Raw genomic sequence first — 24,036 nt, 5'->3', positions numbered from 1 at the left:
GTTGGGTGGTTGGGCGGGGTGGGGGTCTCGCGCCCCCCCCCAACCCCCCACCCCGCCACCAGGGGGGCAGGGGGCGAGGGGGACGGTCAAGGCCCGCCGCGGCGGCGGAGTTCGTGTCGTTCGCCGCAACCGTCGAGGTCCGACCGGTTCTGCCCTACCCTTCCTGCATGCTCTCTGTGGTGGTGGCCCCCTGGGTGGGCGACTCGAAGCCGGTGTTCGTCCACAACCCGGACGAACTGCACGAGGCCGCGAGCACGATGAAGATCGCCGTGCTCGCCGCGCTCTGCCGCAGCGGCGTCAGCCTCGACGCCGAGGTCCCCGTGGTGAACCGCTTCGAGTCCGTCGTGGGCGGGGAGTTCGGCAACGACCCGGACCGGGACAGCGATCCGCTGCCCTGGGAGCTGCTCGGCACCCACGTTCCGCTCCGGCTGCTCGCCGAGCGGATGATCACCCACTCCTCCAACCTCGCCACCAACATCTGCCTGGCCCGCACCACCCAGCGGGCCGTCGCCGACGTGTGGCGCCGCGCCGGCGCCACGCACAGCTCCACCCCGCGCGGGATCGAGGACCACGCGGCCCGCGCCCAGGGCGTCCACAACCGGGTGACCGCCCGCGACCTGGTCCGGCTGCTGCGCTCGCTCGCCGGCGAACCCGAACTCCTCGGCCTCCTCGCATGCAACGAGTTCCGGGTGGACCTGGCCGCCGGCCTCCCCGCCAACACCCGGATCGCCTTCAAGAACGGCTGGATCCCCGGCACCCGGCTCGCCGTGGGCGTCGTGCAGGCGGCCGACTGCCCGCCCTACCTGATCGCCGTCTGCTACACCGGCCCGCTCGCCGACGGCACGGACCGCACCGACCCGGCGGCCCGCGTGATCGCCCGCATCTCCAAGGCGGTGTGGGACCGCCGGGACCAGATCAGCCGCGCGGTGCTCCCGGCCCGTCCTGCGCCGGCCCGTCCTGCGCCGGCCCGTCCTGCACCGCCGCGTCCTGCACCGCCGCGTCCTGCGCCGCTGCGTCCGGCGGGCTGATCCGTACGAGGCCCTCGCGGCCGGTGAGTTCGACGGCCTCCCGCCGGTCGGGCTCGACGTCCTCGCGCCGGTCGAACAGGCGGAACAGCGGCGGCGCCGGCCCTCGGGACGTCGGCTGACCGGGTGCGCGCGCCGGCCCGTACCGCGGTCCGGCGCGGGCGGAAGACCGTCTCCGTTCGGGTGTTCGCCTCCAAACCGTTACGGATCGTGTGCGCATGACGATCTGTTTCTTGCGGTATTTGATTGAAGCGTCCTGCTCAAGTGGTTCGGGGGTGGGCTGAAGTGTCGTCCCGTCTACGGATGTTCGCCCGGTGGGTCACGGCGGTCGCGGTCACCGCGGCCTATGTGGCGCTGCACCTGCTCGTCAACGTGGGCTTGGGGCAGCACGTGGACGGGAGCAGGACGGGGGCGCTGTGGAGCGGTGCGATCGCCCTGGCGCTGCTCGGGCCCGCCCTGTGGCTGCGGCACCGCCGCCGGTCGGGCGCCGCCGAGGTGGTCGGGCTCGTCAACCGGTACGGGACCCGGCAGCCGCGCTGGCGGCGAACCGTTCGGGCCGCCAACGCCGCCGGTTGCGTGCTGGCCGGGAGCGGAACCCTCGCCGTCGCGGTGGCGCGGTGCGGTGACCTGCTCCCGCCGGAGCCGTCGTACCGGCTGCTGGCCGGAGGCGTGACGGCCGCGGGGGCCGGCCTGGCGATCCTGCGCCGCACCCGGCCGTACGCGGCCCGCGGGGCCGCCCAGGCACTGCTGCGGGACGGCCGCAGACCGGTGCTCTACCTGCGCAGCTTCGACGACGAGGCCGCCGCCCGGGTGGACGCCGGGGCGGAAACCGGCCTCCGTACGCGGGAGGTGCAGTTCGCCGCCGCGCTGGGCGCCGTCGGGCCCGTGATCGCGGTGGGACGGCCGGGGGAGACGCTGCCGCTCCTGGGCGCCGCCCGCTTCTACCTGCCGCTCGACGACTGGCAGGGCACCGTGCGCCGGCTGATGGACCTGTCCCAGCTGATCGTCCTGCGCCTCGGGCCGGGGGAGGGGCTGCGGTGGGAGATCGGGGAGGCGCGGGCCACCCAGCCGCCGGCGAAACTGATCCTGCTCGCCCCGCGCGGACTCCCGGAGCTGGCCGGGCAGTTGAACGAGAGCCTCCCCACCCCGCTGCTGCCCCGGGAGATGGTCACCGGCGGGCACTGGATCGGCGCCGTCATCGCGTTCGACGGCCACTGGAACCCGCGGGTGTTCCCGGTGAAGGAGCGCAAGGGGCGGGCGGCGTGGACGGCCCGGTCGGTCGGCTCCTCCTGGCATACGCCCACCGTGCACCTGGTCCACACCATCCACGCGGCTCTGGCCGCGACCGGGAGGAGGCAGCGGGCGATGGCCTGGAGGGCGCGACTCGCCACCCGGAAGGCCGACCTGGTCACGGTGGGGCTGGCCCTGGGGCTGCTCCTGCCGGGGTGGCTCGGGTACCGGGTCCTGCAACTGGCCGGTCGCTGGTGAACCGCCTCGCCGGCCGGCGACCGGCGACCGGCGGGCCCGGCGGCGCGTCGCCGCGCACCGCCGAGCCCGTCAGCCGTCAGCCGTCCCCGCCCGCCGCGGGCGTCAGTACGGCTGGACCAGGACGTGCGCCGCGCCGGGGATGCCGACCTTGAGGAGCTCGTCCTCCTCAGGCGTGGTCGGCGTACCCGTCTCCTGCTTGAGGACGGCCCGCGACAGGGCCTGGACCCACATGGCGCGGGGCCGGCGGCGCTCCTCCCAGGCGGTGAGGGCGGCCGGCACGGAGTCGGCCTCGTCCAGGCTCCGGGCGAGCACGATCGCGTCCTCGACGGCCATCGCGGCGCCCTGGGCGAGGTGCGGGGTGGAGGCGTGGGCGGCGTCGCCGGCCAGGACGATCCGGCCGACGTGCCAGGGCTCCTCGACGGTGACCTGGGAGATCCGCGAGTAGACCACGGCGGCCGGGTCGGTGATCTGCGCCAGCGCCTCGGCGATCGGGCCGCCGAAGCCGGCCAGCCGCTCGCGCAGCTGGTCGTGGGCCCGCTCCGGGTCCGGGCGGAAGTCCTCGGCCTCGGCGAAGACCGCGCCCAGGTACATCTGCTCCGTGCTGATCGGGGTGAGCAGTGCCTTGGCCCGGAGGTTGCCGGAGGACATCACCACGCCCCGTACCTCCGGCGAACGCGGCAGCGTGACACGCCAGTTGGCGAAGCCGGTGTACTCGGGAAGGTACGTCTCGCCGTACAGGTGGCGGCGCAGCGGCGAACCGATGCCGTCGAAGCCGACGACCAGGTCGTAGCGGCCGACGTGCCCGTCGGTGAGGGTGACCTCGACGCCGTCGGCGTCCTCGCGCAGGGTGCCGACGGTGGTGCCGAAGCGGACCGTGACGCCCGCCCCCACGGCGGCGTCGGCGAGGACGCGGGCCAGCGCGGGGCGCGGGATGCCGTTGTTGGAGGGGGCGTCGCCCATCCGGGGCTGGGGGATCTTCGCGACGGTGGTGCCGGCCGGGTCGCAGATGGTCAGCACCTCCCACTCGAAGCCGACGGACAGGCAGTCCTCCAGGACGCCGATCTCGCGCATCACGTGCAGGGCGTTGGACGGCTGGATGATGCCGACGCCGAGGGCCTCCAGCTGCTCGCGCAGCTCGGCGACGTCGACCTGGTGGCCGCGCTGGGCGAGGGCGGTGGCGAGGGTGAGGCCGCCGATGCCGCCGCCGTTGACGAGGACGCGCAGGGGACTGGTCATGAGGATTGCTCCCAACGGAAGTTCACAGGAGGTTCGAGGGCCGGCCGGGGCCGGTTCAGCCGGCGGGCGCGGCGGCGAGGTCCATCAGGTGGTCGACCAGGGCGAGCAGGAGGTCCCGCCCGAAGGCGCGCTCGCGCACGTCCCCGAGCAGCATCGGCACCTGTGGGTCGAGGTCGAGTGCGGCCCGGATCTCGTCGGGGGTGCGGGTGTTGGTGTTGTGGAAGCAGTTGATCGCGACCACGAACGGGATGCCCCGGCTCTCGAAGAAGTCGATGGAGGCGAAGCTGGTCTCCAGTCGGCGGGTGTCGGCGATGACGATCCCGCCGAGCGCGCCGTTGACCAGGTCGTTCCACATGAACCAGAAGCGTTCCTGGCCGGGCGTGCCGAAGAGGTAGAGGACCAGCTCGGGGCTGACCGTGATCCGCCCGAAGTCGAGCGCGACGGTGGTGGTGGTCTTCTGGTCGACGCCGGCCAGGTCGTCGACGCCGATGCTGGCCCGGGTCAGGTACTCCTCGGTGCGCAGCGGCGTGACCTCGCTGACCGAGCCGACCAGGGTGGTCTTGCCCACGCCGAAGCCGCCCGCGATCAGGATCTTGACGGCGGCCGGGGCGGCGGCGGGGTCGTCGGTGGCGGAGTGGGGTGTTGCCATGTTCAGAGTCTCCGGAGTCCTTCGCGTACGGCCGTGAGCAGGCCGAGGTCCACGCCCCCGGCGGCCCGGGCCACCGACAGCGGCGCCCGGGCCTTCAGCAGGCCCTGGGCGACCAGGTCGCCCAGCAGGATCTTGGTGACCGAGACCGGGAGGTCCAGGCCGGCCGACACCTCGGCGACGGCGATCGGGCGCCGGCAGCGTTCGAGGATCAGCCGGTGCTCGGGCTGGAGGCCGCGAGCACCGGCGCGGCTGCCCCGCGCCAGGGCCGCGTCGGCCTCCGCCTCGACCGTGGTGAGCACGGTGATGAGGGTGAGGTCGTCGCGCTCGGGCGCGGTCCGGCCGCGGGTGATCGTGTACGGGCGCACCATGCTGCCCGACTCGTCCTCCGCGTCGTCCTCCTCCAGCTCGCTCCAGTGCGGCACCGCGCCGCGCCGCCAGCGGTCGTCCCAGCCGGGCTGCGGACCGGGCTGCGGAGCCGAGGAGCCGGACTGCGGGCCGGACAGCGGATCGTCGGTCCCGGCCTGCCGGCCGTCGTCGGGGCCGTCCCCCCAGGCGTCGTTCCCGTACGGTTCCACCCGCGTCAGCCCCGGTTCCGGGCGGCGAAGGCGTCGAAGGAGGCCGGGGCGGCGGAGGCGCCCTCGCCGCGGACCGGGGTGGTGAGCTTCTGGCCGACCTGCTGCACCAGGGTGTGCATCGCGACGGACATCACCTCGGCGTCCACCTCCTGGGAGGCGACCACGGCCAGGTGGGTGCCCTGGGCGGCGGCGATGACGAACAGCCAGCACTCGGCGAGCTCGACGATCACCTGGTGCACCGGGCCGCCGTCGAACAGCGCGCCGACCCCGCGGGCCAGGCTCTGCTGGCCGGTGGCGACGGCGGCCAGGCGCTCGGCGTCGGCCCGCTCGATGGTGCGGGAGTGACTGACCACGAGACCGTCGTCGGAGAGCAGGACGGCGTTCCTGGTCCCGGGCACCGAGTCGACGAGTCCGTCCAGCAGCCAGTCCAGGTCCTGGTGGGTGGCGATCGTGCGGTTCATGACTGGTCATCCGTTCGTGTGGTTCGGGAGTCCGCGGCCGGAAGGGCCCAGGGGGACGGGGCGGGCGCGGGAGCCGGGGGGCCGGCGGGTGCGGGGGAGGGAGCCGGCGGGGCGGGGGGCAGCAGGTGCTCGCCGCTGTCCTGGGCCCGGGCGGCGCGGGACTGGCGCTGGAAGGCGCCGATCGCCGCACCCGAGCGCCGCACCGGGCAGTCGGTGCGCTGGAACGGGCCCGCGGGCGGGACGGTCGCGGCGGGCCGCTCGACCCACTGCGGCTGCTCCGGCGGGGGCACCCGCAGCTCGGCCGCCAGGCTGGCCTGCCGGACGCGCTGCGGCAGCGGGGGCTGGTCGCCCTCGGCCGGGCTGAACGGCACCGAGGTCCGGTACTCGCGGCTCTGCCGGCGCTCGGCCAGCCGGTAGTGGTCGGCCGGGCGGTACTGCTCGTCGGCGTACGGGGCCTCGGCCTCGGTGACCCGGGCGTAGGCGATGTCCGGGTAGGCCGGGGTGTCCAGGACGGGTGCCGGATCGGCCGGGGAGCTGTGTTCGATCGGCTGCTCCGGTCGGAAGGGGTGTTCCGAACCGTAGGACGGATCCGGGGCGTACGACGGTTCACCGTCGGGCGACGGTTCGGATCCGTACGGCTGCGCCGGGTCGACGGACTGCCCGGCGGCGGCCGGGTACGCCTGGTACGGCTGCTCCGCGGGGTAGGGCTGCTGTACGGAGTACGGCTGCTCCGCCGGGAACGGCGCGGGTGGCACCGGAACGTCCTGGAGCGTGGCCTCCGGCCCCCCGCCCGGCTCGGCGTCCGCCGATGGCAGCCGCAGGGGGACCCGCACCGGCAGCGGCGTCGGAACCGGCTCCGGCGTCGGAACCGGCTCCGGCTCCGGCAGCGGCACCGGGGCGGCCTGCGGGACGAAGCCGCCCTGGGGGAAGGAGTCCACCGGCGCGACCGGCGGACCGGCCGGCACCGGGGCGGGCGTCTCGTCGGAGGCCGAGCGCACGGCCCGGCGCGAGCGGCGCACCAGCGGGATCGGCTCGGTGGCCGTACCGCCGGCGCCGTCCGGCAGCCCGGTGTCGCCCTCGATGACCAGCGCGTCCGGGACGAGCACGACCGCCCGGGTGCCGCCGAAGGCGGACGGGCGGAACTCGATCCTCAGCCCGTGCAGGGAGGCCAGCCGGGAGACCACGTGGAAGCCGAGGCGGATGTCGTCGGCCCGGGCCAGCACGTCGGTGCGCGGCGGGCGGCTCATCAGCTCGTTGGCGGCGTCGTACTGCTCCGGGTCCATGCCGAGGCCCCGGTCCTCGATCTCGATCGCGAGCCCGCGGCCGACCACGGCGGCGCGCACCTCGACCGGCGTGGGCGGCTTGGAGAAGGTGGTGGCGTTCTCCATCAGCTCGGCGAGCACGTGCGCCACCGGGCCGACGGCCCGCTCGGACAGCCACGGGTCGCCCTCGATGTCGATCGAGATCCGGCGGTAGTCCTGCACCTCGCCCTGTGCGGCGCGCAGCACGTCCAGCAGTGGGACGGGCTTGCGCCAGCGCCGCTGCGGCTGGCCGCCGGCCATGATGACGAGGTTCTCCTCGTAGCGGCGCAGGCGGGCGGTGAGGTGGTCGAGGTCGAAGAGGCCCTCCAGGACCTCCGGGTCGTCGTGCTTGCGCTCCAGTTCGTCCAGCTTGCGCAGCTGGCGGCCGATCAGCAGCTGGGTGCGGCGGGCGATGCGCTGGAGCAGCCGCTCGAAGCCGCGGTGCTGCTCGGCCTGGCCGACGGCGGACTCCAGGGCGGCGGAGCGGGCCAGGTTGAGCGCCTGGCCGAGCCGGGCCAGCTCGTCGGTGCCGTTGCCGTGCGGGCCGGCCGTGATGGTGCGGGTCTCGGCCTCGACGTCCACCTGCTCGCCGCGGCCGAGGCGCTCGACCACCTCGGGCAGGGTGCGCCGCATCTCCTCGGCCTGGGTGTGCAGGTCCTTGATGCGGCGGCGCAGCGAGCGGCTCAGGCGCCAGGAGGCGATGACGACCGCGACGACCGTGATCAGGCCGATGACGGTGGTCAGCACGACGCGGGTGAGCATGCCGATGATGGCGCCCTTGGCGACCTCGATGATGCCGTTGGTGCGGTCCTCGATGGCCTTGACCAGCGGCGGGTTGAGCCCGTCGAGGGCCTGGCGCCACTGGTCCTGGGTGGCCGGGAGCTTGACGGTGCCGGCCGCGTCGGCGGCGGTGGGCTTGAGCAGGGCCTGCTCGACGGCGGCCTTGGCCTGCCAGGAGGGGCTGTTGACCAGCTCGTGCCAGGCCGGCGCCTCGGCCTCCGGGATGTACGGCAGGACCTGGACGTTGAGCAGGTGGTCCTGCGCGCCGATCAGCTGCTGGACCTGCTGGTAGTCGGTGGCGGACAGCCGCCCGGTGGGCCAGCCGCGGGCCAGGATGGCGTCCTCGCGGGAGAGCATCTCCTTGGTCCAGAAGGAGTTGACCAGGGTCTTGGACAGCCAGGTGACCTCGCCGGTGTCGACCCGGCTGAGCGCGGTGAACAGCCGCAGGTCGACGCTGATCAGGTCGGTGTAGTAGGTGAAGACGCTCTGCTGGTCGGTGGTGGCGCGGTCGACGGCGGCGCGCTGCTCGGCCAGCTTGCCCATGGCCTGGCGGGCCTCGACGACGGCGGACCGGATCTCGGCGGGGGCGTTGTCGGCGGTCGCCACGGAGAGGGTCTGGAACTGCCGCACCGCGTCGTCGGTGAGCTGGCGCTGGTGGCGCAGCTGGTCGGCGTTGGAGCCGGGCCGGGCGAGCGCCTCGGCGCTGAGCCGGCGCTCCTCCTGGAGGTTGTAGTAGACGATGTTGGACGGCTGGCCGGCCTTCTGCGCGATGGTGGCCTGATCGGCCAGTCGCTGGAAGTCGGCGATGGTCTCACCGCTGGTCACGGCCCAGAGGGCGACCAGGGCGATGCTGGGGACGACGGCCAGGACGAGCAGCGCCGTCCGCAGGGACAGGCGTGGACGCCTGCGGGGGCCCTTCGGCGTCGGGGGCCGCCGATTCGCACGCGCGCGCAGAGCTGACTCCTTGAGGCTGGCGGCCGGCCGGTGAGGGGGCGGGCCGTCCGGGGCACGGTTTTTTGACGAAGCGATACTAGTCATACCGTGTGATTGGAGTGATAACCCGTTCGCCGTCTCGGCCGCGCTTGCGCACGAGGTCAACACAACGTCATGCGGTCGTTGACCGTACGTATGCGGAGCAGGCGGTTCCGGACCCGCTCGACACAGTGTCGGCGAGGCGCACGGCCGGCGGATGGCCGGGGTGTGAAAACTGTGTGACGCCCCGGCGCGAAGCCCAGGGGTGCGCTCAGGGGTGCGCTCAGGGGTGCGTGCGCCCAGGGGTGCGCCCAGGGGGTCGGCGGACGGCCGTCGCCGTGGAAGGCATGATGGGCCGATGACCTCCTCCCTCCCCACCCGCAGTCAGGCCGTCGCCGAAGCGCTGGCGGCGGCCGGTGTCCCCGGCGAGATCCGCGTCCTGCCCGACTCCGCCCGCACCGCCGCCGAGGCCGCCGCCGCGCTCGGCTGCGAGGTCGGCGCCATCGCGAACAGCCTGGTGTTCATCTGCGACGGCGCGCCGCTGCTGGTGATGACCAGCGGCGCCCACCGGGTCGACACCGCCCACCTGGCCGGGCGGCTGGGCACCGGGCCGATCGAACGCGCCACCGCCGCCCAGGTCCGCGAGGCCACCGGCCAGGCCATCGGCGGCGTCGCCCCGACCGGCCACCCGGCGCGGCTGCGCACCGTGGTCGACACGGCCCTCGAAGCGTACGAGGTGCTCTGGGCCGCCGCCGGACACCCGCACACCGTCGTACCGATGACGTACCGGGAGCTGCTGGCCGTCACCGGCGGAACGCCGGCCGCGGTGGTGGCCGAGTAGGCCGAGCCGGCCGGGTAACCGCACCTGCCGGGCTGGGATACTGCTGCGATGCTGTTGACGTGGATCGCCGAGCTGGCCGAGGAGCCGCTGGCACTGGAGCCGGACGACCACCCCGTGGAGTGGGAGACCAACACCTGGTGGCTGAGCGCCGAGGTCGAGGACCGGCAGGCGCTGACCGTCCGGGAGGTGGTGGACGCCTTCGAGCGCACCGCCGCCCTGCTCCGGGAACGGGTCCGCGCCCTGGGCCACGACGGACCGGCCACGTTCTACGTCTGGCACGACGACCAGGCCGGGCAGCTGCGGTGCTCGACCGGCTCGGTCGGCCCGGACGACCTTCCGTTCGGCGGCGCGTACGAGCCGGTGGCGGACCTCGGGCCGATCGTCGCGGACTACCTCGCCGACGAGGCGCCCGGCTGGACCAGGATCACGGACGAGGCGGAGGAGGCGGACGGGGAGGAGCCGGCGATCAGGCCCTTCCCCGTCTGGGTCCGTGACGTCGCGGACGTCGAAGAGGTGGTGGAGGCGCCCGCCGGCGCGGCGGACTACGCGCCGAGGTAGTGCAGGACGGCCAGGATGCGGCGGTTGTAGTCCGTGGTGCGGGGCAGGTCCAGCTTGTCGAAGACGGCGTTGAGGTTCTTCTCCACCGCGCTCAGGGAGACGTGCTGCCGCTGCGCGATGGCGGCGTTGGTCCAGCCCTGGGCGAGGGCCTCCAGGACGCTGCGCTCGCGCGGGGTGAGCCGGGCCAGCGGGTCGGTGCGGGTGGTGCGCCCCACCAGCTGGCGGACCACCTCGGGGTCGATCACCGCGCCGCCCGCCGCGACCCGCACCAGGGCGTCCAGGAACTCGTCGACCTCGGCCACCCGGTCCTTCAGCAGATAGCCGACCCGCTCCGCACCCGCGTCCAACAGCCGTGCCGCGTAACCGCGTTCGATGTGCTGGGAGAGCACCAGGACCCCGACCTGCGGCCACCGCTCGCGGATCTCCACCGCCGCCCGCAGCCCCTCGTCGGTATGGGTCGGCGGCATCCGGATGTCCACCACCGCGACGTCCGGGGGCTGCTCCGCCACCGCCGCGGTGAGCGCCGTCGCGTCGCCCACCGCGGCCAGCACCTCGTGCCCCTCCTCGGCGAGCAGGCGGACCAGGCCCTCCCGCAGCAGGGTCGAGTCCTCGGCGAGGGTCACGCGCATGGCAGCTCCGCGGTGATGACGGTGGGGCCCCCGACGGGGCTGTGGACGTGGAGGGTACCGTCCAGCGCGGCGACCCGCCCGCGCAGCCCGGTCAGGCCGCTGCCCGCCGGATCCGCGCCGCCGCGGCCGTCGTCCTCCACCCGTACGGTGAGCAGCCCGGCCGCGCTCTCGACCCGGGCCGAGACCGCCGAGGCGGCGGAGTGCTTGGCCGCGTTGGTGACGCACTCCGACACCACGAAGTAGGCCGCGGTCCGCACGGGTTCGGGGAGCGGGCCGGCCACCTCGTAGCGCAGCCGCAGCGGGACGGCGCACCGCTCGGCCACCCCGCCCAGCGCCTCCTCCAGGCCCAGGGTGTCCAGCGCCGACGGGTACGCCCGCCAGGCCACCTCGCGCAGTTCGGTCAGCACCTCCTGCGCCTCCCGGTGTGCCTGGCGCAGCAGCGCCTCCGTCCGCTCCGGTTTCTGGTGGCGGTCCAGGCCCCGCCGCACCCGGCCGAGCAGCATCGCCAGCGCCACCACCCGCTGCTGAACGCCGTCGTGCAGGTCCCGCTCGATCCGCCGCCGCTCGGTGTCCACCGCCCGCACCACCGCGGCCCGGCTGTCGGCGAGTTCGGCGATCCGGCGGCGCAGCAGCTCGGCCTCGGACGGCCCGAAGCACTCCCGGGCGGTCCGGGCGTCCAGCGCGGCCAGCGAGAACAGGCCCTGCACGGCCAGGAAGAGCAGCACCCCGCCGAGCACCACCTGGGTCGCCAGCTCCTCCCAGCCCAGTGAGCCGCGCACCACCCCGCCCACCAGCAGCACGGCCAGCACCAGCCCGAAGGCCAGCAGGCCGAGCACCACCCCGGCGACCAGCCCGTTGCCGCTGCGCACCACCAGGTAGCGCAGCAGCCTGCGGTCGTCCGCCCGGTAGTGGCGGGGGAAGCGGTCGCCGAAGAACGCCCTGCGCCGGGCCCGCTCCAGGGCGGCCAGCCGGCGCACCCCGGACAGCAGGCCCGGCACCGCGTACGGGCGGGTGCGCGGCCAGAGCAGGAACGGGCCGAGGACGGCGCCGGCCAGCAGCAGGTACAGCGCGGCGAGCAGGGCGCTCGGGCAGCCGAGCAGAACTCCCGCGGCGCGGCGCGGCCATGACGTGGTCTCTGCTCCATCCCCCTGCACGGGGTCCGAGCTTACGGGGCCGGTGCGGTTGGTGCGGTCGGTGCGTTCGGGGCTGGTGCGGTCGGTGGGTGCGGGGTCGACGGGGGCTTCGAGGACCGTGTCGCCGGCCGGGGCGGCCGGGGCGGTCACCGGGCGCGGCGGTGCTGGGCGGCGCTGTTGCGCCCGCGCCAGCGCATCACGACGTACCCGGCCACGGCCACCGCGACGACCACCAGGACCGCCTTGGAGAGCAGGCCGACGTACGTCTCCACCGTGTCCCAGCGGTCCCCGAGCAGGAATCCGGCCATCACCAGCACGCTGTTCCACACCAGGCTTCCGATCGTGGTCAACATGACGAACGCGGGCAGCGGCATCCGCTCGACCCCGGCCGGCACCGAGATCAGGCTGCGGAAGATCGGCACCATCCGGCCCAGCAGCACCGCCTTCGTCCCGTGCCGGGCGAACCAGGCCTCGGTGCGCTCCAGGTCGGAGGCCTTGACCAGCGGCAGCCGGGCCCAGATCGCGTGCATCCGCTCCCGGCCGAACAGGGCGCCCAGCCAGTAGAGGACGACGGCCCCGGCGACCGAACCGAGGGTGGTCCAGGTCAGTGCGGAGGCGAGGCTGATCACGCCCTGCCCGGCGGCGAAGCCCGTCAGCGGCAGGATCACCTCGCTGGGCAGCGGTGGGAACAGGTTCTCCAACGCGATGGCCAGGCCGGCCCCGGGGCCGCCCAGGGTGTCCACCAGATCGGCCGCCCAGCCGGCGAATCCGTCGGCGGGCTGCTGGGCGATGGCGAGGACGGTGTGCTGCATACGGGGCTCCAGAGTGGTCGGGGGACTGCTCGTCCCCGGCTGACTCCACGCTAGAAACCGCAGGTCAGTGGCGGTATGCGGGTTTCCGGCGATCCTCCTGCGGAAAGCCGCAGCACCGCACCCCGCGGTTTCCCGCAGGGCGGTGGACAACCGGGTGGCGCCGGCCGCGGTCGTCTTGTCAGGATGTCGCCATGAACGAAGCCTTCACCCTGGCCTGGCGGCACGCCGCCGGGCGGGTCTTCCCCGAGGACCTGCCGATGGCGGCCGCCGAACTGCTGGCGCGGGGAGTCGGCGGGGATTCACCCGCGCTCTGCGAGCTGGCCGGGCGGCCGGGTCGGGGTGAGCGCTCGGGCGAGCTGGCGGAGCTCTTGCGGCAGGCGATGGACGAGCTCGGTCTGCCGGTCCTCGACGAGGAACTCGTCGAGCGCTGCCGGATGTACGAGACGGCGGTCGAGCTGTTGTCCGGGGAGGTCGCGCCCGGTGACGTCGCCGCCGAGGACTGGCACTGGACGAGCGGGAACGCGACCGAGGCGGAGCGGCGGTTCGTGGCGGCGGTCGACGAGGCCGGCTGTCCGGACTGCCTCGGCGCGTGGCCGGCGGAGGCGGCGCGGGCCTGGGTGCGGGAGGTGATGGCGGTGGCCGCCGAGGTCGCGGCCGCCGACGATCCGCGTACCGCGGGTGGGCTCGGAGGCTGAACCTCCTTCGCGCACAGCGGTGTTCGGCATGGGAAGCCGGCCGGTCCGGTGTCCGGTGTCCGGTGTCCGGCTCAGGGTTCAGCGGTTCAAGGGTTCGGTGACTCGGCGGCTCAGCGACTCAGTGCGGCCACGGTTTCCCGGGACAGTTCCCGGGCCCCGGCGACGGTGGCCGTCAGCTCGGCCGCCGACCCGCCGGGCGCGGCGAGCAGGCCGCGCGCCCGGCTGCCGAAGTCCTTCGGGGTGTCGGGTAGTTGCTCCGCCACGGCCAGGGCGCCCTTCTCGTTGAGGCACCAGCGGCGGTGGTGGGCGTGGAGGGCCTGGACCAGGATGCCGACGGCGCGCGACAGGCAGAGCGAGACGTGCAGGGCGTCGGCGCGCTCGGCGCTCTTCGCGGCGGTGTCGAGCAGGAAGCCGGCCTCCCAGGCGGCCGCGGTGAGGGCCCCGCGCAGCGGCTCCGGGTAGTCGGCGGTCTGCCGCTTGAGTCGCGCCAACTCCCCGGTGGGGTCGGCCAGTGGCTGACCGAGGGCGACCTCGCCCGGGTAGCAGGGCGACCAGAAGCCGAGCGGGTGGCCGGCCTGCGTCCCCACCTCGTAGCGGCCCTCGCGGCAGTCCGCCCACACCCGTCCGACCCGGTCGAGGTCCCGCAGGATCCAGTCCACGGCGACCCCGTCGACCCGCAGCCACGCCCCGCCGTTCACCCACGGACCCCAGCCGCCCGGGCCGGCCACCTCGACCTCCGGACCGGCGAGCGTCCGCAGCGCGTCGAGGTCGAGGCTGCCCCGGTAGTACACCCCGAGGTCCCAGTCAGACCCCGGCCGCCCCTCGCCCCGGGCCCGGCTCCCGCCGAGCATCACCCCCACCACGCCCGGCACGCGGGCGAGTTGACCGGCCATGTTCTCGATGATCGCGCGCATGGGGGAGAGTCTGGCAGGCGGTTCGGCGCCGGGCCGGGGAATTCCGGTGTCGCGGCGGTGTCCGTGTCGGGGGCCGCGGCGCGGTTCGCGCCGGCGCGCGCGGTGGCGTTCGCGGAGGTGCACCCACTCCCCGCCACTCTCAACGTATAGCGCACGGGGGGCCTTGCCACAAGGCCCCGGTACTGCCGCAGAATCACCGACTCAAGGACGCGATCCGCAGAACGGGGAGTCACGAAGTGCGAGTGGTGTTGGCGACGTACGGGTCGCGCGGGGACGTCGAGCCGATGGCCGCGCTGGCGCTGCGGCTGCGGGAACTGGGCGCCGAGGCGCTGGTGTGCGCGCCGCCGGACGAGGAGTTCGCGGCCCGGCTGGCCGAGGCCGGGGTGGAGCTGGTGCCGGTCGGGGAGTCGGTGCGCTCGCTGGTCAGCGGGCCGCCCCCGGCGCCCTCGGAACTGCCCCGGCGCGCCGCCCGGTTGGTCGAGCAGTTCCACGCGGCGGTGCTCGCGGCGGCCGAGCCGGGCGGTGCGGTCGTGGCCACCGGCCTGTTCCCGGCGGTGGCCGGCGCACAGGCGGCGGCCGAGCAACTGGGCGCCCGCTTCACGTGCGTCGCCCTCCAGCCGACCATGCTGCCCTCCCCGCAGCACCGGCCGTTCGAGTACCCGATGCTGCCGTACCCGCCGGAGGTGACGGACCCGCGGGAACTGTGGGAGCTCGACATCGGGACGATGAACGCGCTGTTCGGCGTGGCGGTCAACACCCGCCGGGCGGCCGTCGGGCTGCCGGAGGCCGCCAACGTCCGGGACCTCGTCCTCACCGGACGGCCGTGGCTGGCCACCGACCCGCTGCTCGACCCGTGGGCGAGCCCGGGCGAGCCCGGCGGGGGCGGCGAGGGTGACGGGGGCGGCCGGGACGAGGGAGCGGCCGGCGCGGCCTGGCCCGCGGTGACGCAGACCGGCGCGTGGATCCTGCCGGACGAACGCCCGCTGCCCGCCGACCTGTCGGCCTTCCTGGCGGCCGGCGAGGCGCCGGTGTACGTCGGCTTCGGCAGCATGCCGCTGCGCGACCCGGCGGACGCCGCCCGGGTCGCCGTCGCGGCGGTCCGGGCGCAGGGCCGGCGGGTGCTGCTCGGCCGCGGCTGGGCCCGACTGGCCGAGGTGGACGGGGCAGAGGACTGCTTCGCGGTCGGCGAGGTCAACCAGCAGGCGCTGTTCCCGAAGGTCGCGGCCGTGGTCCACCACGGCGGCGCGGGCACCACCACCACGGCCGCCCGGGCCGGTACGCCGCAGGTGCTGGTCCCGCAGATCGTGGACCAGCCCTACTGGGCCTCGCGGGTGGCGGACCTGGGCATCGGCGTCGCCCACGACGGCCCGACCCCGACCAGCGAGTCCCTCGCCGCCGCCCTGCGCCGGGCCCTCGCCCCCGGCACCCGCGGGCGCGCCGCCGCCCTCGCCGCCGACATCCGCACGGACGGCGCGGAGGTGGCCGCGAAGCTCCTGCTGGGCTGAGGGGCGGTCGAGGAGTGGGAAGTCGGACCGGCCGACTTCCCACTCCCCTCGACCCCCTCATCCTCCTCCTGTCCGCCTCAGGAGGCGGGCTCCGTCAGGTACGCGGCTCCGGCGTCCGGGAGCCTGGCGCCGTCCTTGTCGAAGAACTCCCAGGACTTCGCCCGCATCGTCCCCGGGCGGGCCACCACCATCGCCCGGATGGGGGAGTCGGCCACGGTGACGGGCGCCGGCTCGGTGGTGCTGCCGTCCGCCCAGGTCACCACCACCCGGCCGACGTCCGGGCCGAGGGAGAGCAGCACCACGTCGAGCGGGGCCACGGTGTCGCCCTTGCCCCGGTGGCCGACCAGGCCGCCGCCGAAGACGGTCCGGTCGCGTGGGTCGACCTTGCCCGGGGCCGCGCGGGTGCCCTCGGAGTCATGGCTGAGCCGCACCCCGTCCACCGTGAAGTAGACGTCGGTGACGTCGGAGTCCGGCTGCCAGTACCGCTGGACGTACTCCTCCGTCGGCCTGGCGATCGCCGAGTCGTACCTGCTGCGCTCCTCCCACACCGCCGTGGCCTGCTCGAACGCGCGCTCCCGCGGGGCCTGCGGCCACAGCGCCTCCCACAGCTGCCACGGCTTGCCGTCCGGGGTCCGGCCCTGGCCGAGCAGCACCCGGACCGGGGTGAGCGGGTCCCGTACCGCGGAGGCGGCGCTCGTCGCGGCCGCGGGAGCCGGTTCGAGCACGGCGCCGACGCCCGCAGGGCCGGTCCCGTGCGCGGGCGTCGGCCCGGGGCGCAGCTGCGCCAGCGTCCCGCCGGTCGCGGCCACCGCCACGGCCAGCGCCACGGCGCCGACCACCGTACGGCGGCGGTGCCGCAGTCGGCGGCCGCCCGCGACGATGTCCGCCACCGGCGCCGGGCCGATCCGCGCGCCGGCCGCCGCCTCGGCCAGGCCGAGCCCCACCCACAGGTCCTCGCCGCCGTCCACGCCCGCGCCCACCCCGTCCGGCTCCCGGTTCATGCCATTCCTCCGATCCGTGTCGTGTCCTTGAGTTCCACCAGCGCCGTGACCTGGCGCAGCCGCGCGATGCCCTTCGCCGCATGGCTGCGCACCGCGCCCGCCGAGCACCCCATGGCCGCCGCCGTCTGGCTGTCGCTCAGGTCCTCCCAGTGCCGCAGCACCACCGCCTCGCGCTGGCGCGGCGGCAGGGTGGCCAGCGCGGCCAGCAGGGCCCCGCGCTGGTCGGACCGGGCGAAGCCGTCCTCCACCCCCGCCGTGTCCGGCACCGCGTCCACCAGCAGCTCCGGCGCCCGGCGGCGCCAGCGGCGGGCGTGCTGGTTGACCAGGATCCGCCGCACGTAGGCGTACGGATCGTCGGCCCGGCGCACCTTCGGCCAGGCCGCGCAGGCCTTCTCGGCGGCGGACTGCACCAGGTCCTCGGCCGCGTACTGTTCGCCGGCCAGCAGGTACGCCGTGCGCACCAGGCGGGGCCAGGCCGCGACGATGAACGCCTGGAACCCGTCGTCCCGATCGCTCTTCGCTTCTCCCATGAGCACCTTCGAGCACCTCCTTCACCCGTCCAGAGCCCGGGGGCGGCCGGAAGCGCTTACCGGGTGCTGCGACCGACGTGCTGGGGCGACCCGATGTGGCGACCTGATGTGGCGACTTCAAATCGCTTGGGGAACGGCGGCGCGGGCGCTACCATCCGCCTGATGATCATTTCTCATGATGTAGCAGGCAGTGGGCCCGCCGTGGTGCTGCTGCACTCCTCGGTGTGCGACCGGCGGATGTGGGACGCGCAGTGGCAGCCGCTGATCGACGCCGGGTACCGGGTGGTCCGCTGCGACTTCCGCGGCTTCGGCGACACGCCGCTCGCGGACGCCCCGTACAGCGACACCGGGGACGTCCTGGCCCTGCTCGACCACCTGGGCATCGAGACCGCCGCCCTGGTCGGCGCCTCCCACGGCGGCCGGATCGCCCTGACGGCGGCCGCGCTGCGCCCCGAGGCGGTCACCAGGCTGGTCCTGCTCGGCGCGGGCATGCCCGGACACCAGCCCAGTGACACGCTGCGCGCCTTCGGCGGCCGCGAGGACGAGCTGATCGAGGCCGGGGACATCGACGCGGCGGTCGAGCTGAACGTCGAGTCCTGGCTCGGCCCGGAGGCCGACGAGCAGACGCGTGCGAGCGTCCGCCGGATGCAGCGCCACGCGTTCGACGTCCAGATGGAGGCGACGGTCGGCCCCGACCGCGAGGAGGTCGACCTCGGCCGCGTCACCGCCCCCACCCTGGCCGTGGCCGGCGCCCACGACTTCCCGGACTTCCGGGACATCGCCGCCACCCTGCCCACCCTCCTTTCCGACGCCCGCCACCAGGAACTCCCGTGGGCCGGCCACCTCCCCAGCCTGGAGCGCCCGGCCGAGACCACCGCCCTCCTCCTCGCCTTCCTCCGCGAGCCCGTCCCGGCCGCCCCGTAGCGGCTGCCGGCACCGGAGCCCCGGACGGGCCCCGCCGGGCCCGCCCCGGCGTGGAAAGTCGGCCCGCCCGACTTCCTGTGCGGGGGCGGTGGCGGTGGCGGTAGTGGCGTCGGCGTCGGCCGGGCCGGCGCCCGGTCGACGTCGTGCAGTCCGTTGAACACGATCGGCACTCCGCCCGGTTGGTCCGACGGCTGAAGGGTCCGGCAGCGGTCGTTCCGGTGGCACCACGGAAAAGCCGGGGCTCGAACGTGTGCCCGGGGCCATGATGGCGGAGTGCACTTCACTTCGGAATCCAGCGCGGACGGCGTGACACAGCGTCGCTTCATCCTCGACGGCGTGCCCGGTGTGCTCTGGCAGCCGGACGGACTGCCCCTCGGCGGGCGGCCGTTGGTGCTGCTGGGCCACGGCGGCGGTCAGCACAAGCTGGGGCCGGGGTCGGTGGACCGGGCTCGGCGGTGCGTGCGGAGGCTCGGGTTCGCGGCGGTGGCGCTGGACGCGCCGGGCCACGGGGAGCGGCCGCGCAGCGCGCAGGACGAGCGGTTCGCCACCGAGATCGGGGAGTTGATCGCGGCGGGCCGGCCGGTCAGCGCGTGGGTGGCGCGGCACACGGCGGCGCTCGCGGAGCGGGCGGTGCCGGAGTGGGTGGCCGTGCTGGACGCGTTGGACGCGTTGGACGAGCGGGCGGAGGGCCTCGGCCCGGTGGGGTTCTGGGGGCTGTCGCTGGGGAGCGTGGTCGGCATCCCGCTGGCGGCGGCCGAACCGCGCGTCGCCGCCGCGGTGTTCGGGCTGACGGGGCACGCGTCGCAGACCGAGGCGGCGGGGCGGGTCGGTGTGCCGGTGGAGTTCCTCCTCCAGTGGGACGACGCGCTGGTCCCGCGCGAGGGGGCGCTGGCGCTGTTCGGCGCGCTGGGCTCGCGGGAGAAGACCCTGCACGCCAACCCCGGGGGCCATCTGGAGGTCCCGGAGCTCGAACTGGAGTCCTCCGAACGGTTCCTGGCGCGGCATCTGGGCCGGGCGGAGTGAGCACGGGCCCGGTCGGCACCGATGCCAACCGTCAGTAAAACTTCGCAAAGGATTTCTCCCTGCAACGAACGCGACCGACGCCGATTTCAACAGATTGTTGCAGCTCAGCGGCCCGGTGGTCACCCTTCGTGGATTTGACGTAACACCCCGCGCCCCCTGGACTTCGCAATCCGTAGGAGTACGGTTCCGGAGGAATCGCCGGGGCCGGCTTCCAGGCCGGCCGGCCGTACCGGAAAATGGTGCGCAGCATGGGTTTGCAACAGGGTGGGGAGAGCGCCTCGGTGGCGACTCGTCCGATATCCGGCAGGGTGGTCGCGGAAGTGCTGCGCGGCGTCGCGCAGGTCGATTTCATGCCGTCCGTCGTCTGCGGAATCCTCTTCGTGGCCGCACTGTGAGCCGCCGGCTGGCAGTACGGCCTCTACGGACTGCTGGGCAGTGCCGTCTCCACCGCCGTCGCGTACGGGCGGGGCCTACGCCCTGGTCGGCGCCGCGGGTGCGACCGTGCTGACCCCGGCGCTCGACGCGGTCTGCGCGCCCTTCGGCGGCCACGCCTTCACCTGGCCGTTCGTGCTGACCACGATGCTGTTCCTGGCGGCGGCGCCGGCCGTCCCGCGCCTGCGCCGGATCTGACGCCGCATTCGGATTCCCGGAACTCCCGCACTTCCCGCACTTCCCGCACTTCCCTGTTCTCCCGGAATTTCCGCACGATCGGCAGGTCGATGGCCCCGATCGAGCGATCCCCGAAATTCATCGGATTCTCGGAAAGGAAGAGTGACACCCGTGAATCTCTCGCCGCGCGAGATGGACAAGCTGTACATCTACGTCGTCGCCGATCTGGCCCGCAAACGCCGCGACCGCGGCGTCAAGCTGAACTACAGCGAGGCCTGCGCGCTGATCAGCGAGGCGATCATGGAGGGTGCCCGGGACGGCCGCACCGTCGCCGAGTGCATGGAGATCGGCAAGCAGGTCGTCGGCAGCGCGGACGTCATGCCCGGCGTGCGCGAGATGCTCCCGCTGCTCCAGGTCGAGGCGGCGTTCCTGGACGGGACCAAGCTGGTCTCCTGCCACGACCCGGTGGGTGCCTGAGCGATGACCCGGACCCAGACCGCCACCGTGGTGCTGGCCGGCGGACACGAGAGCGACGGTGGACGGGACCTCGCCGCCCTGGTGGCCCGCGAGTCCACCGTGCGCGCCGCCGCCCCCGCCGGCCGTCCGCTCACCGAGGCCGTACGGTCGGCACTCGCCACGGCGGGCGACGGACCGGTGTGCGTCGTGCCGATGACGCTCGGCCGCGACCCCGGGCTGGTCTCCGACACCGCCCGGGCGCTGCGCTGGATGGCCGCGGGGGAAGCCCGCGGACGCCTCGCGCTGACCGCCCCCTTCGCCGTCGCCGACCACCTGATCGGCTGGCTCCGCGCCGCGGCCGGCACCGCCCCCGGCGGCGCGGTGCTGGTCACCGCCCCGGCGGCCGGCCCGTTCGAGGACGCCGAGCTGTTCCGGATCGCGCGCCTCGCCCGCCAGTACGGCCGGCACCGCTGGGTCGAGGTCGCCTTCGACGGCGGCGACCCGGACCCGGCCGAGGGCGCCGAACGCTGCCGCCTGCTCGGCGCCCGCGAGGTGACGGCCGTTCCGGCCTCCTTCGGGCCGGCCCTGCGCACCGCACTGCCCGGCGTACGCGACGGCGGTCCGCTGCTGCGGCCGTCCGCCGTCGCCGGAGTGGTCGCGGCCCGGACGGCCGCGGCGCTGCACCTGCTCGGGCACGGGGAGGACGGCATCCTGGCCGGCCTCGGCGCCGAGCACGGGCACGGCTACGCGCACAGCCACGGCCCGGGCGAGCACGGCCACGGCCCGGGCCCGCACAGCCAGCGTCCGGGTGAGCAGGACCACGTCGGCCACACCCGGGAACACGCACCCACCCCCACCGATCCGGCAGAGAGGAAGGCCGGCCATGTCCGGTAGCGCCGCATACCTGTACGGCGAGGACCCCGTGGAGATCAACGCCGGCCGCGCCAAGGCCACCGTCACGGTCAGCAACACCGGCGACCGGGCGATCCAGGTGGGCTCCCACTACCACTTCTTCGAGGCCAACCGCGCCCTCGACTTCGACCGCAACGCCGCCTTCGGCAAGCACCTGGACATCCCGGCCGGCACCGCCGTCCGGTTCGAGCCCGGTGACACCAAGGACGTCACGCTCGCCGAGTTCGGCGGCCACCGCCGCCTGGTCGGCTTCGCCAACCTCGTGGACGGGGGCATCACCGCCCCCGGCACCAGGGCCCGCGCCCTCGACCGGGCCGTCGCCCGGGGCTTCAAGGGCACCAACCTCGACCACAAGCCCGACCACAAACCCGGCCACAAGCCCGACCACAGGCTCGACCACAAGCCCGGCCACAAACCCGGCCACAAGCCCGACCACAAACCCGACCACGAGCTCGACCACAGGGAGGACCGGCCACGGGACCTCCACCCGGAGACCCACCAGGAAGGCGACCGCTGATGGCCATCCTCTCCCGCAGGCAGTACACCGACCTCTTCGGCCCCACCGTCGGCGACCGCTTCCACCTCGCCGACACCAACCTCGTGGTCGAGGTCGAACAGGACTTCAACCAGGGCCACTACGGCGACGAGGCCGTCTACGGCGGCGGCAAGGGCATCCGCGACGGCATGGCCCAGGACCCGGCCGCGACCTCCCTGCAGGGGGCGCTCGACCTGGTCGTCACCAACGTGGTCGTCATGGACGCGGTGCTCGGCGTGGTCAAGGGCGACATCGGTGTCAAGGACGGCCTCATCGTCGCCGTCGGCAAGGCCGGCAACCCGCACACCCAGAGCGGCGTCCACCCGCGGCTGGTGATCGGCCCCGGCACCGAGGTGATCTCCGGCGAGCACCTGATCGCCACCGCGGGTGGCATCGACACCCACATCCACTTCATCTCCCCGCAGCAGGTGCGGGAGGCGCTGAGCAACGGCATCACCACCCTGATCGGCGGCGGCACGGGCCCGTCCGACGGCACCAACGGGACCACCTGCACCCCCGGCCCGTGGAACATCCACCGGATGTACCAGGCGGTCGAGGACCTGCCGGTCAACGTCGGCCTGCTCGGCAAGGGCAACGGCTCGCTGCCCGGCGCGCTGCGCGAGCAGGTCGAGGCGGGCGCGTGCGGACTCAAGGTGCACGAGGACTGGGGCAGCACCCCGGCCGCGATCGACAGCGCGCTGAGCGTCGCCGACGAGTACGACGTGCAGGTGGCCATCCACACCGACACCCTCAACGAGTCCGGCTACTTCGAGGACACCCTGTCCGCGATCGACGGCCGCACCATCCACACTTTCCACACCGAGGGCGCGGGCGGCGGCCACGCCCCCGACATCATGCGGATCGCCGGCGAGCCCAACGTGCTGCCGTCCTCCACCAACCCCACGCTGCCCTACACCGTCAACTCCGTGGACGAGCTGCTGGACATGGTGATGGTCTGCCACCACCTCAGCCACAGCATCCCCGAGGACGTCTCCTTCGCCGACTCCAGGGTCCGCGCCGAGACCATCGCCGCCGAGACCGTGCTGCACGACGAGGGCGTGATCTCGATCCTCTCCTCCGACTCACAGGCGATGGGCCGGATCGGCGAGTCCTTCACCCGCGCCTTCCAGACCGCCCACCACTGCAAGGACCAGCGCGGCAAGCTGGCCGGCGACAGCGAGCGCAACGACAACGTCCGCGTCCTGCGCTACCTCGCCAAGCTCACCATCAACCCGGCCGTCGCCTCCGGAACCGCCGACCACATCGGCTCGTTGGAGCCCGGCAAGCTCGCCGACATCGTGCTCTGGCCGATCAACTCCTTCGCCGCCAAGCCGAAGATGGTCATCAAGGGCGGCGTGATCAACTGGGCGCTGATGGGCGACCCGAACGCCTCGCTGCCCACCCCGCAGCCGGTCTACTACCGCCCGATGTTCGGCCAGTACGGGCGGGCCCGGCAGGCCACCCGGGTGTCCTTCATGTCGCAGGCCGCCGTCGACCTCGGGGTTCCGGCCCGACTCGGGCTGGAGAGCCGGGTGTTGCCGGTGCGGCGGTGCCGCTCGGTCGGCAAGCAGCACATGGTGCGCAACGACGCGCTGCCGAAGATCGCGGTCGACCCGGAGACGTACAGGGTCACCCTGGACGGTGAGCCCGCCACCATCGAACCGGCCCGCGAACTGCCGCTCAACCACCTGTTCTACCTCGCATGAGCAGGGTCTCCGAAGACCGGCCGGGCGGCTCGGGCGGCCCTGGTGGCCTGGACGCGCTGCTGGTCTGCCTCCAGCTGACCGACTCGGCCTTCCCCAGCGGCTTCTACACCCTCTCGCACGGGCTGGAGGGCTACGCCCAGGCCAAGGCCGTCACCCCGGACACCCTGCCGGCACTGCTCGCCGACCTGCTGCGGCACGGCGTCGGACCGTCCGACGCCACGGCCCTGGTGCTGGCCCACCGGGCGGCCTCGGCCGGGGACTGGCAGCTGCTGGCCGAGACCGACCGGCGGCTGCACGCCACCAGGCTCAACCGTGAGCTGCGCCTGGCTTCCACCCGTACCGGCCGCCAACTCCTGGACATCGCCCGGGAGTCGGTGGGCGGCGGGCCGCTGGAGCGGTACGCCGAACTGGTCGCCGAGAAGCGGGCCCCCGGCTGTCAGGCGGTGGCGGCCGGGGTGGCCTACGCCTCGGCCGGCGTTCCGGTCGAACAGGCCGTCACCAGCGACCTGTTCGCCTTCTGCGCCAGCTTCGTCGGCGCGGCGCTGCGGCTCCGGCTGACCGATCACCGCAAGGCGCAGGTGGTGCTGCGGGCGGCCTCTCCGGTGATCCGGGAGGTCGTCTTCGCCGCCCTGGCAAGGGACTTGGCGGATCTCGGCGGCTGCGTGCCGGTCGCGGACGCGATGTCCGGGCGGCACGAGCGGGCCGAGGCCCGGCTGTTCGCGAGCTGAACCCCTTCGTACGCAAGCAAGCAGAGGAGACCAGGCAG

Annotated in this window: 26 protein-coding genes; 15 read left to right on the top strand and 11 right to left on the bottom strand. The window is 74.4% G+C overall.

The window, feature by feature from the left end; translation table 11 throughout:
- The first annotated feature begins 167 nt into the window (after window positions 1–167).
- Both ACFWP2_RS19005 and ACFWP2_RS19000 read left to right on the top strand, forming a co-directional pair.
- On the top strand, window positions 168–1,028 hold the full coding sequence (locus ACFWP2_RS19005; RefSeq protein ID WP_380452684.1) for a serine hydrolase: 861 nt from the start codon (window positions 168–170) through the stop codon (window positions 1,026–1,028).
- Window positions 1,029–1,328: 300 nt separating this feature from the next.
- Window positions 1,329–2,513, top strand: a complete 1,185-nt coding sequence (locus tag ACFWP2_RS19000; protein ID WP_380452682.1) for a transferase — start codon at window positions 1,329–1,331, stop codon at window positions 2,511–2,513.
- Window positions 2,514–2,615: 102 nt separating this feature from the next.
- Here ACFWP2_RS19000 and ACFWP2_RS18995 read toward each other — a convergent pair whose 3' ends face one another.
- From ACFWP2_RS18995 to ACFWP2_RS18975, 5 genes are read right to left on the bottom strand one after another with little or no spacing between them, the layout of a single operon-like run.
- Window positions 2,616–3,749, bottom strand: a complete 1,134-nt coding sequence (locus ACFWP2_RS18995) for an FAD-dependent monooxygenase (protein WP_380452680.1) — start codon at window positions 3,747–3,749, stop codon at window positions 2,616–2,618.
- Between the two features lie 55 nt (window positions 3,750–3,804).
- Complete coding sequence (locus ACFWP2_RS18990) at window positions 3,805–4,398, bottom strand: ATP/GTP-binding protein (protein WP_380452678.1); 594 nt, start codon at window positions 4,396–4,398, stop codon at window positions 3,805–3,807.
- 2 nt (window positions 4,399–4,400) lie between these two features.
- The gene (locus ACFWP2_RS18985; RefSeq protein ID WP_380452676.1) at window positions 4,401–4,973 is read right to left on the bottom strand and encodes a DUF742 domain-containing protein; all 573 of its coding nucleotides are present in this window, start codon (window positions 4,971–4,973) and stop codon (window positions 4,401–4,403) included.
- Between the two features lie 5 nt (window positions 4,974–4,978).
- On the bottom strand, window positions 4,979–5,434 hold the full coding sequence (locus ACFWP2_RS18980) for a roadblock/LC7 domain-containing protein (protein ID WP_380452674.1): 456 nt from the start codon (window positions 5,432–5,434) through the stop codon (window positions 4,979–4,981).
- A complete protein-coding gene (locus ACFWP2_RS18975) occupies window positions 5,431–8,340 on the bottom strand; it encodes a nitrate- and nitrite sensing domain-containing protein (RefSeq protein ID WP_380452672.1) in 2,910 nt (969 codons plus the stop codon). The genes ACFWP2_RS18980 and ACFWP2_RS18975 overlap by 4 nt, the downstream gene beginning before the upstream one ends.
- Window positions 8,341–8,845: 505 nt before the next feature.
- Here ACFWP2_RS18975 and ACFWP2_RS18970 point away from each other — a divergent pair.
- Together ACFWP2_RS18970 and ACFWP2_RS18965 are read left to right on the top strand one after the other, a co-directional pair.
- Entirely contained in the window at window positions 8,846–9,328 is a 483-nt protein-coding gene (locus ACFWP2_RS18970) for a YbaK/EbsC family protein (protein WP_380452670.1), read from the top strand.
- Window positions 9,329–9,376: 48 nt separating this feature from the next.
- Window positions 9,377–9,886 (top strand): hypothetical protein, encoded by a 510-nt coding sequence (locus tag ACFWP2_RS18965; RefSeq protein WP_380452668.1) that lies wholly within the window; start codon window positions 9,377–9,379, stop codon window positions 9,884–9,886.
- On the opposite strand, the gene ACFWP2_RS18960 is transcribed toward ACFWP2_RS18965, so the two are convergent.
- From ACFWP2_RS18960 to ACFWP2_RS18950, 3 genes are all read right to left on the bottom strand, one after another.
- Entirely contained in the window at window positions 9,871–10,515 is a 645-nt protein-coding gene (locus ACFWP2_RS18960; protein WP_380452666.1) for a response regulator, read from the bottom strand. The two genes, ACFWP2_RS18965 and ACFWP2_RS18960, sit on opposite strands and share 16 nt — an antisense overlap.
- Complete coding sequence (locus ACFWP2_RS18955; protein WP_380452742.1) at window positions 10,506–11,669, bottom strand: sensor histidine kinase; 1,164 nt, start codon at window positions 11,667–11,669, stop codon at window positions 10,506–10,508. Before ACFWP2_RS18955 ends, ACFWP2_RS18960 begins: the two co-directional genes overlap by 10 nt.
- 125 nt (window positions 11,670–11,794) lie before the next feature.
- Entirely contained in the window at window positions 11,795–12,460 is a 666-nt protein-coding gene (locus ACFWP2_RS18950; RefSeq protein ID WP_380452664.1) for a DedA family protein, read from the bottom strand.
- Window positions 12,461–12,651: 191 nt separating this feature from the next.
- Here ACFWP2_RS18950 and ACFWP2_RS18945 point away from each other — a divergent pair, with 191 nt between their 5' ends.
- Window positions 12,652–13,155: a hypothetical protein gene (locus ACFWP2_RS18945; protein WP_380452662.1), complete on the top strand. Its 504-nt coding sequence runs from the start codon at window positions 12,652–12,654 to the stop codon at window positions 13,153–13,155.
- 110 nt (window positions 13,156–13,265) lie between these two features.
- On the opposite strand, the gene ACFWP2_RS18940 is transcribed toward ACFWP2_RS18945, so the two are convergent.
- Window positions 13,266–14,069: a nucleotidyltransferase domain-containing protein gene (locus ACFWP2_RS18940; protein WP_380452660.1), complete on the bottom strand. Its 804-nt coding sequence runs from the start codon at window positions 14,067–14,069 to the stop codon at window positions 13,266–13,268.
- A gap of 236 nt (window positions 14,070–14,305) precedes the next feature.
- Here ACFWP2_RS18940 and ACFWP2_RS18935 point away from each other — a divergent pair, with 236 nt between their 5' ends.
- Window positions 14,306–15,574 carry a nucleotide disphospho-sugar-binding domain-containing protein gene (locus ACFWP2_RS18935; RefSeq protein WP_380452658.1) on the top strand — a complete coding sequence of 423 codons (1,269 nt, stop codon included), beginning with the start codon at window positions 14,306–14,308 and terminating at the stop codon, window positions 15,572–15,574.
- Between the two features lie 77 nt (window positions 15,575–15,651).
- On the opposite strand, the gene ACFWP2_RS18930 is transcribed toward ACFWP2_RS18935, so the two are convergent.
- Window positions 15,652–16,575: a hypothetical protein gene (locus ACFWP2_RS18930; protein WP_380452656.1), complete on the bottom strand. Its 924-nt coding sequence runs from the start codon at window positions 16,573–16,575 to the stop codon at window positions 15,652–15,654.
- Entirely contained in the window at window positions 16,572–17,105 is a 534-nt protein-coding gene (locus ACFWP2_RS18925) for a SigE family RNA polymerase sigma factor (protein ID WP_380452740.1), read from the bottom strand. The genes ACFWP2_RS18930 and ACFWP2_RS18925 overlap by 4 nt, the downstream gene beginning before the upstream one ends.
- A gap of 162 nt (window positions 17,106–17,267) precedes the next feature.
- Here ACFWP2_RS18925 and ACFWP2_RS18920 point away from each other — a divergent pair, with 162 nt between their 5' ends.
- The 9 genes from ACFWP2_RS18920 (at window position 17,268) to ACFWP2_RS18880 (ending at window position 23,998) form a co-directional block, all read left to right on the top strand.
- Window positions 17,268–18,029: an alpha/beta fold hydrolase gene (locus ACFWP2_RS18920; protein WP_380452655.1), complete on the top strand. Its 762-nt coding sequence runs from the start codon at window positions 17,268–17,270 to the stop codon at window positions 18,027–18,029.
- 306 nt (window positions 18,030–18,335) lie between these two features.
- Window positions 18,336–19,052 (top strand): alpha/beta hydrolase, encoded by a 717-nt coding sequence (locus ACFWP2_RS18915; protein WP_380452653.1) that lies wholly within the window; start codon window positions 18,336–18,338, stop codon window positions 19,050–19,052.
- Between the two features lie 248 nt (window positions 19,053–19,300).
- Window positions 19,301–19,447: a hypothetical protein gene (locus ACFWP2_RS18910; RefSeq protein ID WP_380452651.1), complete on the top strand. Its 147-nt coding sequence runs from the start codon at window positions 19,301–19,303 to the stop codon at window positions 19,445–19,447.
- A gap of 40 nt (window positions 19,448–19,487) precedes the next feature.
- Window positions 19,488–19,682, top strand: a complete 195-nt coding sequence (locus tag ACFWP2_RS18905) for an urea transporter (RefSeq protein ID WP_380452649.1) — start codon at window positions 19,488–19,490, stop codon at window positions 19,680–19,682.
- Between the two features lie 150 nt (window positions 19,683–19,832).
- Window positions 19,833–20,138: an urease subunit gamma gene (locus tag ACFWP2_RS18900; RefSeq protein WP_350739600.1), complete on the top strand. Its 306-nt coding sequence runs from the start codon at window positions 19,833–19,835 to the stop codon at window positions 20,136–20,138.
- 3 nt (window positions 20,139–20,141) lie between these two features.
- A complete protein-coding gene (locus tag ACFWP2_RS18895) occupies window positions 20,142–21,011 on the top strand; it encodes a cobalamin biosynthesis protein CbiX (protein ID WP_380452646.1) in 870 nt (289 codons plus the stop codon).
- Complete coding sequence (locus ACFWP2_RS18890) at window positions 21,001–21,546, top strand: urease subunit beta (RefSeq protein ID WP_380452644.1); 546 nt, start codon at window positions 21,001–21,003, stop codon at window positions 21,544–21,546. The genes ACFWP2_RS18895 and ACFWP2_RS18890 overlap by 11 nt, the downstream gene beginning before the upstream one ends.
- Window positions 21,546–23,270 (top strand): urease subunit alpha, encoded by a 1,725-nt coding sequence (gene ureC, locus ACFWP2_RS18885; RefSeq protein ID WP_380452642.1) that lies wholly within the window; start codon window positions 21,546–21,548, stop codon window positions 23,268–23,270. Before ACFWP2_RS18890 ends, ureC begins: the two co-directional genes overlap by 1 nt.
- Window positions 23,267–23,998, top strand: a complete 732-nt coding sequence (locus tag ACFWP2_RS18880) for an urease accessory protein UreF (protein WP_380452640.1) — start codon at window positions 23,267–23,269, stop codon at window positions 23,996–23,998. Before ureC ends, ACFWP2_RS18880 begins: the two co-directional genes overlap by 4 nt.
- Window positions 23,999–24,036: the final 38 nt, after the last annotated feature.

The sequence above is a fragment of the Kitasatospora sp. NPDC058444 genome (genome assembly GCF_042721415.1).
In the GTDB taxonomy this organism is placed as follows: domain Bacteria; phylum Actinomycetota; class Actinomycetes; order Streptomycetales; family Streptomycetaceae; genus Kitasatospora.
The sequence above is the reverse complement of the archived record's forward strand: the minus strand, read 5'-3'. Positions and strand labels throughout refer to the sequence as shown.

Excerpts from the sequence above, each read along its gene's own strand:
- ACFWP2_RS18940 (WP_380452660.1), bottom strand. The coding sequence starts at position 14,069 with ATGCGCGCGATCATCGAGAACATGGCCGGTCAACTCGCCCGCGTGCCG.
- ACFWP2_RS18890 (WP_380452644.1), top strand. The coding sequence starts at position 21,001 with ATGTCCGGTAGCGCCGCATACCTGTACGGCGAGGACCCCGTGGAGATC.
- ACFWP2_RS18945 (WP_380452662.1), top strand. The coding sequence starts at position 12,652 with ATGAACGAAGCCTTCACCCTGGCCTGGCGGCACGCCGCCGGGCGGGTC.
- ACFWP2_RS18990 (WP_380452678.1), bottom strand. The coding sequence starts at position 4,398 with ATGGCAACACCCCACTCCGCCACCGACGACCCCGCCGCCGCCCCGGCC.
- ACFWP2_RS18950 (WP_380452664.1), bottom strand. The coding sequence starts at position 12,460 with ATGCAGCACACCGTCCTCGCCATCGCCCAGCAGCCCGCCGACGGATTC.
- ACFWP2_RS18970 (WP_380452670.1), top strand. The coding sequence starts at position 8,846 with ATGACCTCCTCCCTCCCCACCCGCAGTCAGGCCGTCGCCGAAGCGCTG.
- ACFWP2_RS18930 (WP_380452656.1), bottom strand. The coding sequence starts at position 16,575 with ATGAACCGGGAGCCGGACGGGGTGGGCGCGGGCGTGGACGGCGGCGAG.
- ACFWP2_RS18960 (WP_380452666.1), bottom strand. The coding sequence starts at position 10,515 with ATGCGCGTGACCCTCGCCGAGGACTCGACCCTGCTGCGGGAGGGCCTG.
- ACFWP2_RS18980 (WP_380452674.1), bottom strand. The coding sequence starts at position 5,434 with ATGAACCGCACGATCGCCACCCACCAGGACCTGGACTGGCTGCTGGAC.
- ACFWP2_RS18880 (WP_380452640.1), top strand. The coding sequence starts at position 23,267 with ATGAGCAGGGTCTCCGAAGACCGGCCGGGCGGCTCGGGCGGCCCTGGT.
- ACFWP2_RS18910 (WP_380452651.1), top strand. The coding sequence starts at position 19,301 with ATGGGTTTGCAACAGGGTGGGGAGAGCGCCTCGGTGGCGACTCGTCCG.
- ACFWP2_RS18920 (WP_380452655.1), top strand. The coding sequence starts at position 17,268 with ATGATCATTTCTCATGATGTAGCAGGCAGTGGGCCCGCCGTGGTGCTG.
- ACFWP2_RS18925 (WP_380452740.1), bottom strand. The coding sequence starts at position 17,105 with ATGGGAGAAGCGAAGAGCGATCGGGACGACGGGTTCCAGGCGTTCATC.
- ACFWP2_RS19000 (WP_380452682.1), top strand. The coding sequence starts at position 1,329 with ATGTTCGCCCGGTGGGTCACGGCGGTCGCGGTCACCGCGGCCTATGTG.
- ACFWP2_RS18995 (WP_380452680.1), bottom strand. The coding sequence starts at position 3,749 with ATGACCAGTCCCCTGCGCGTCCTCGTCAACGGCGGCGGCATCGGCGGC.
- ACFWP2_RS19005 (WP_380452684.1), top strand. The coding sequence starts at position 168 with ATGCTCTCTGTGGTGGTGGCCCCCTGGGTGGGCGACTCGAAGCCGGTG.
- ACFWP2_RS18895 (WP_380452646.1), top strand. The coding sequence starts at position 20,142 with ATGACCCGGACCCAGACCGCCACCGTGGTGCTGGCCGGCGGACACGAG.
- ureC (WP_380452642.1), top strand. The coding sequence starts at position 21,546 with ATGGCCATCCTCTCCCGCAGGCAGTACACCGACCTCTTCGGCCCCACC.
- ACFWP2_RS18965 (WP_380452668.1), top strand. The coding sequence starts at position 9,377 with ATGCTGTTGACGTGGATCGCCGAGCTGGCCGAGGAGCCGCTGGCACTG.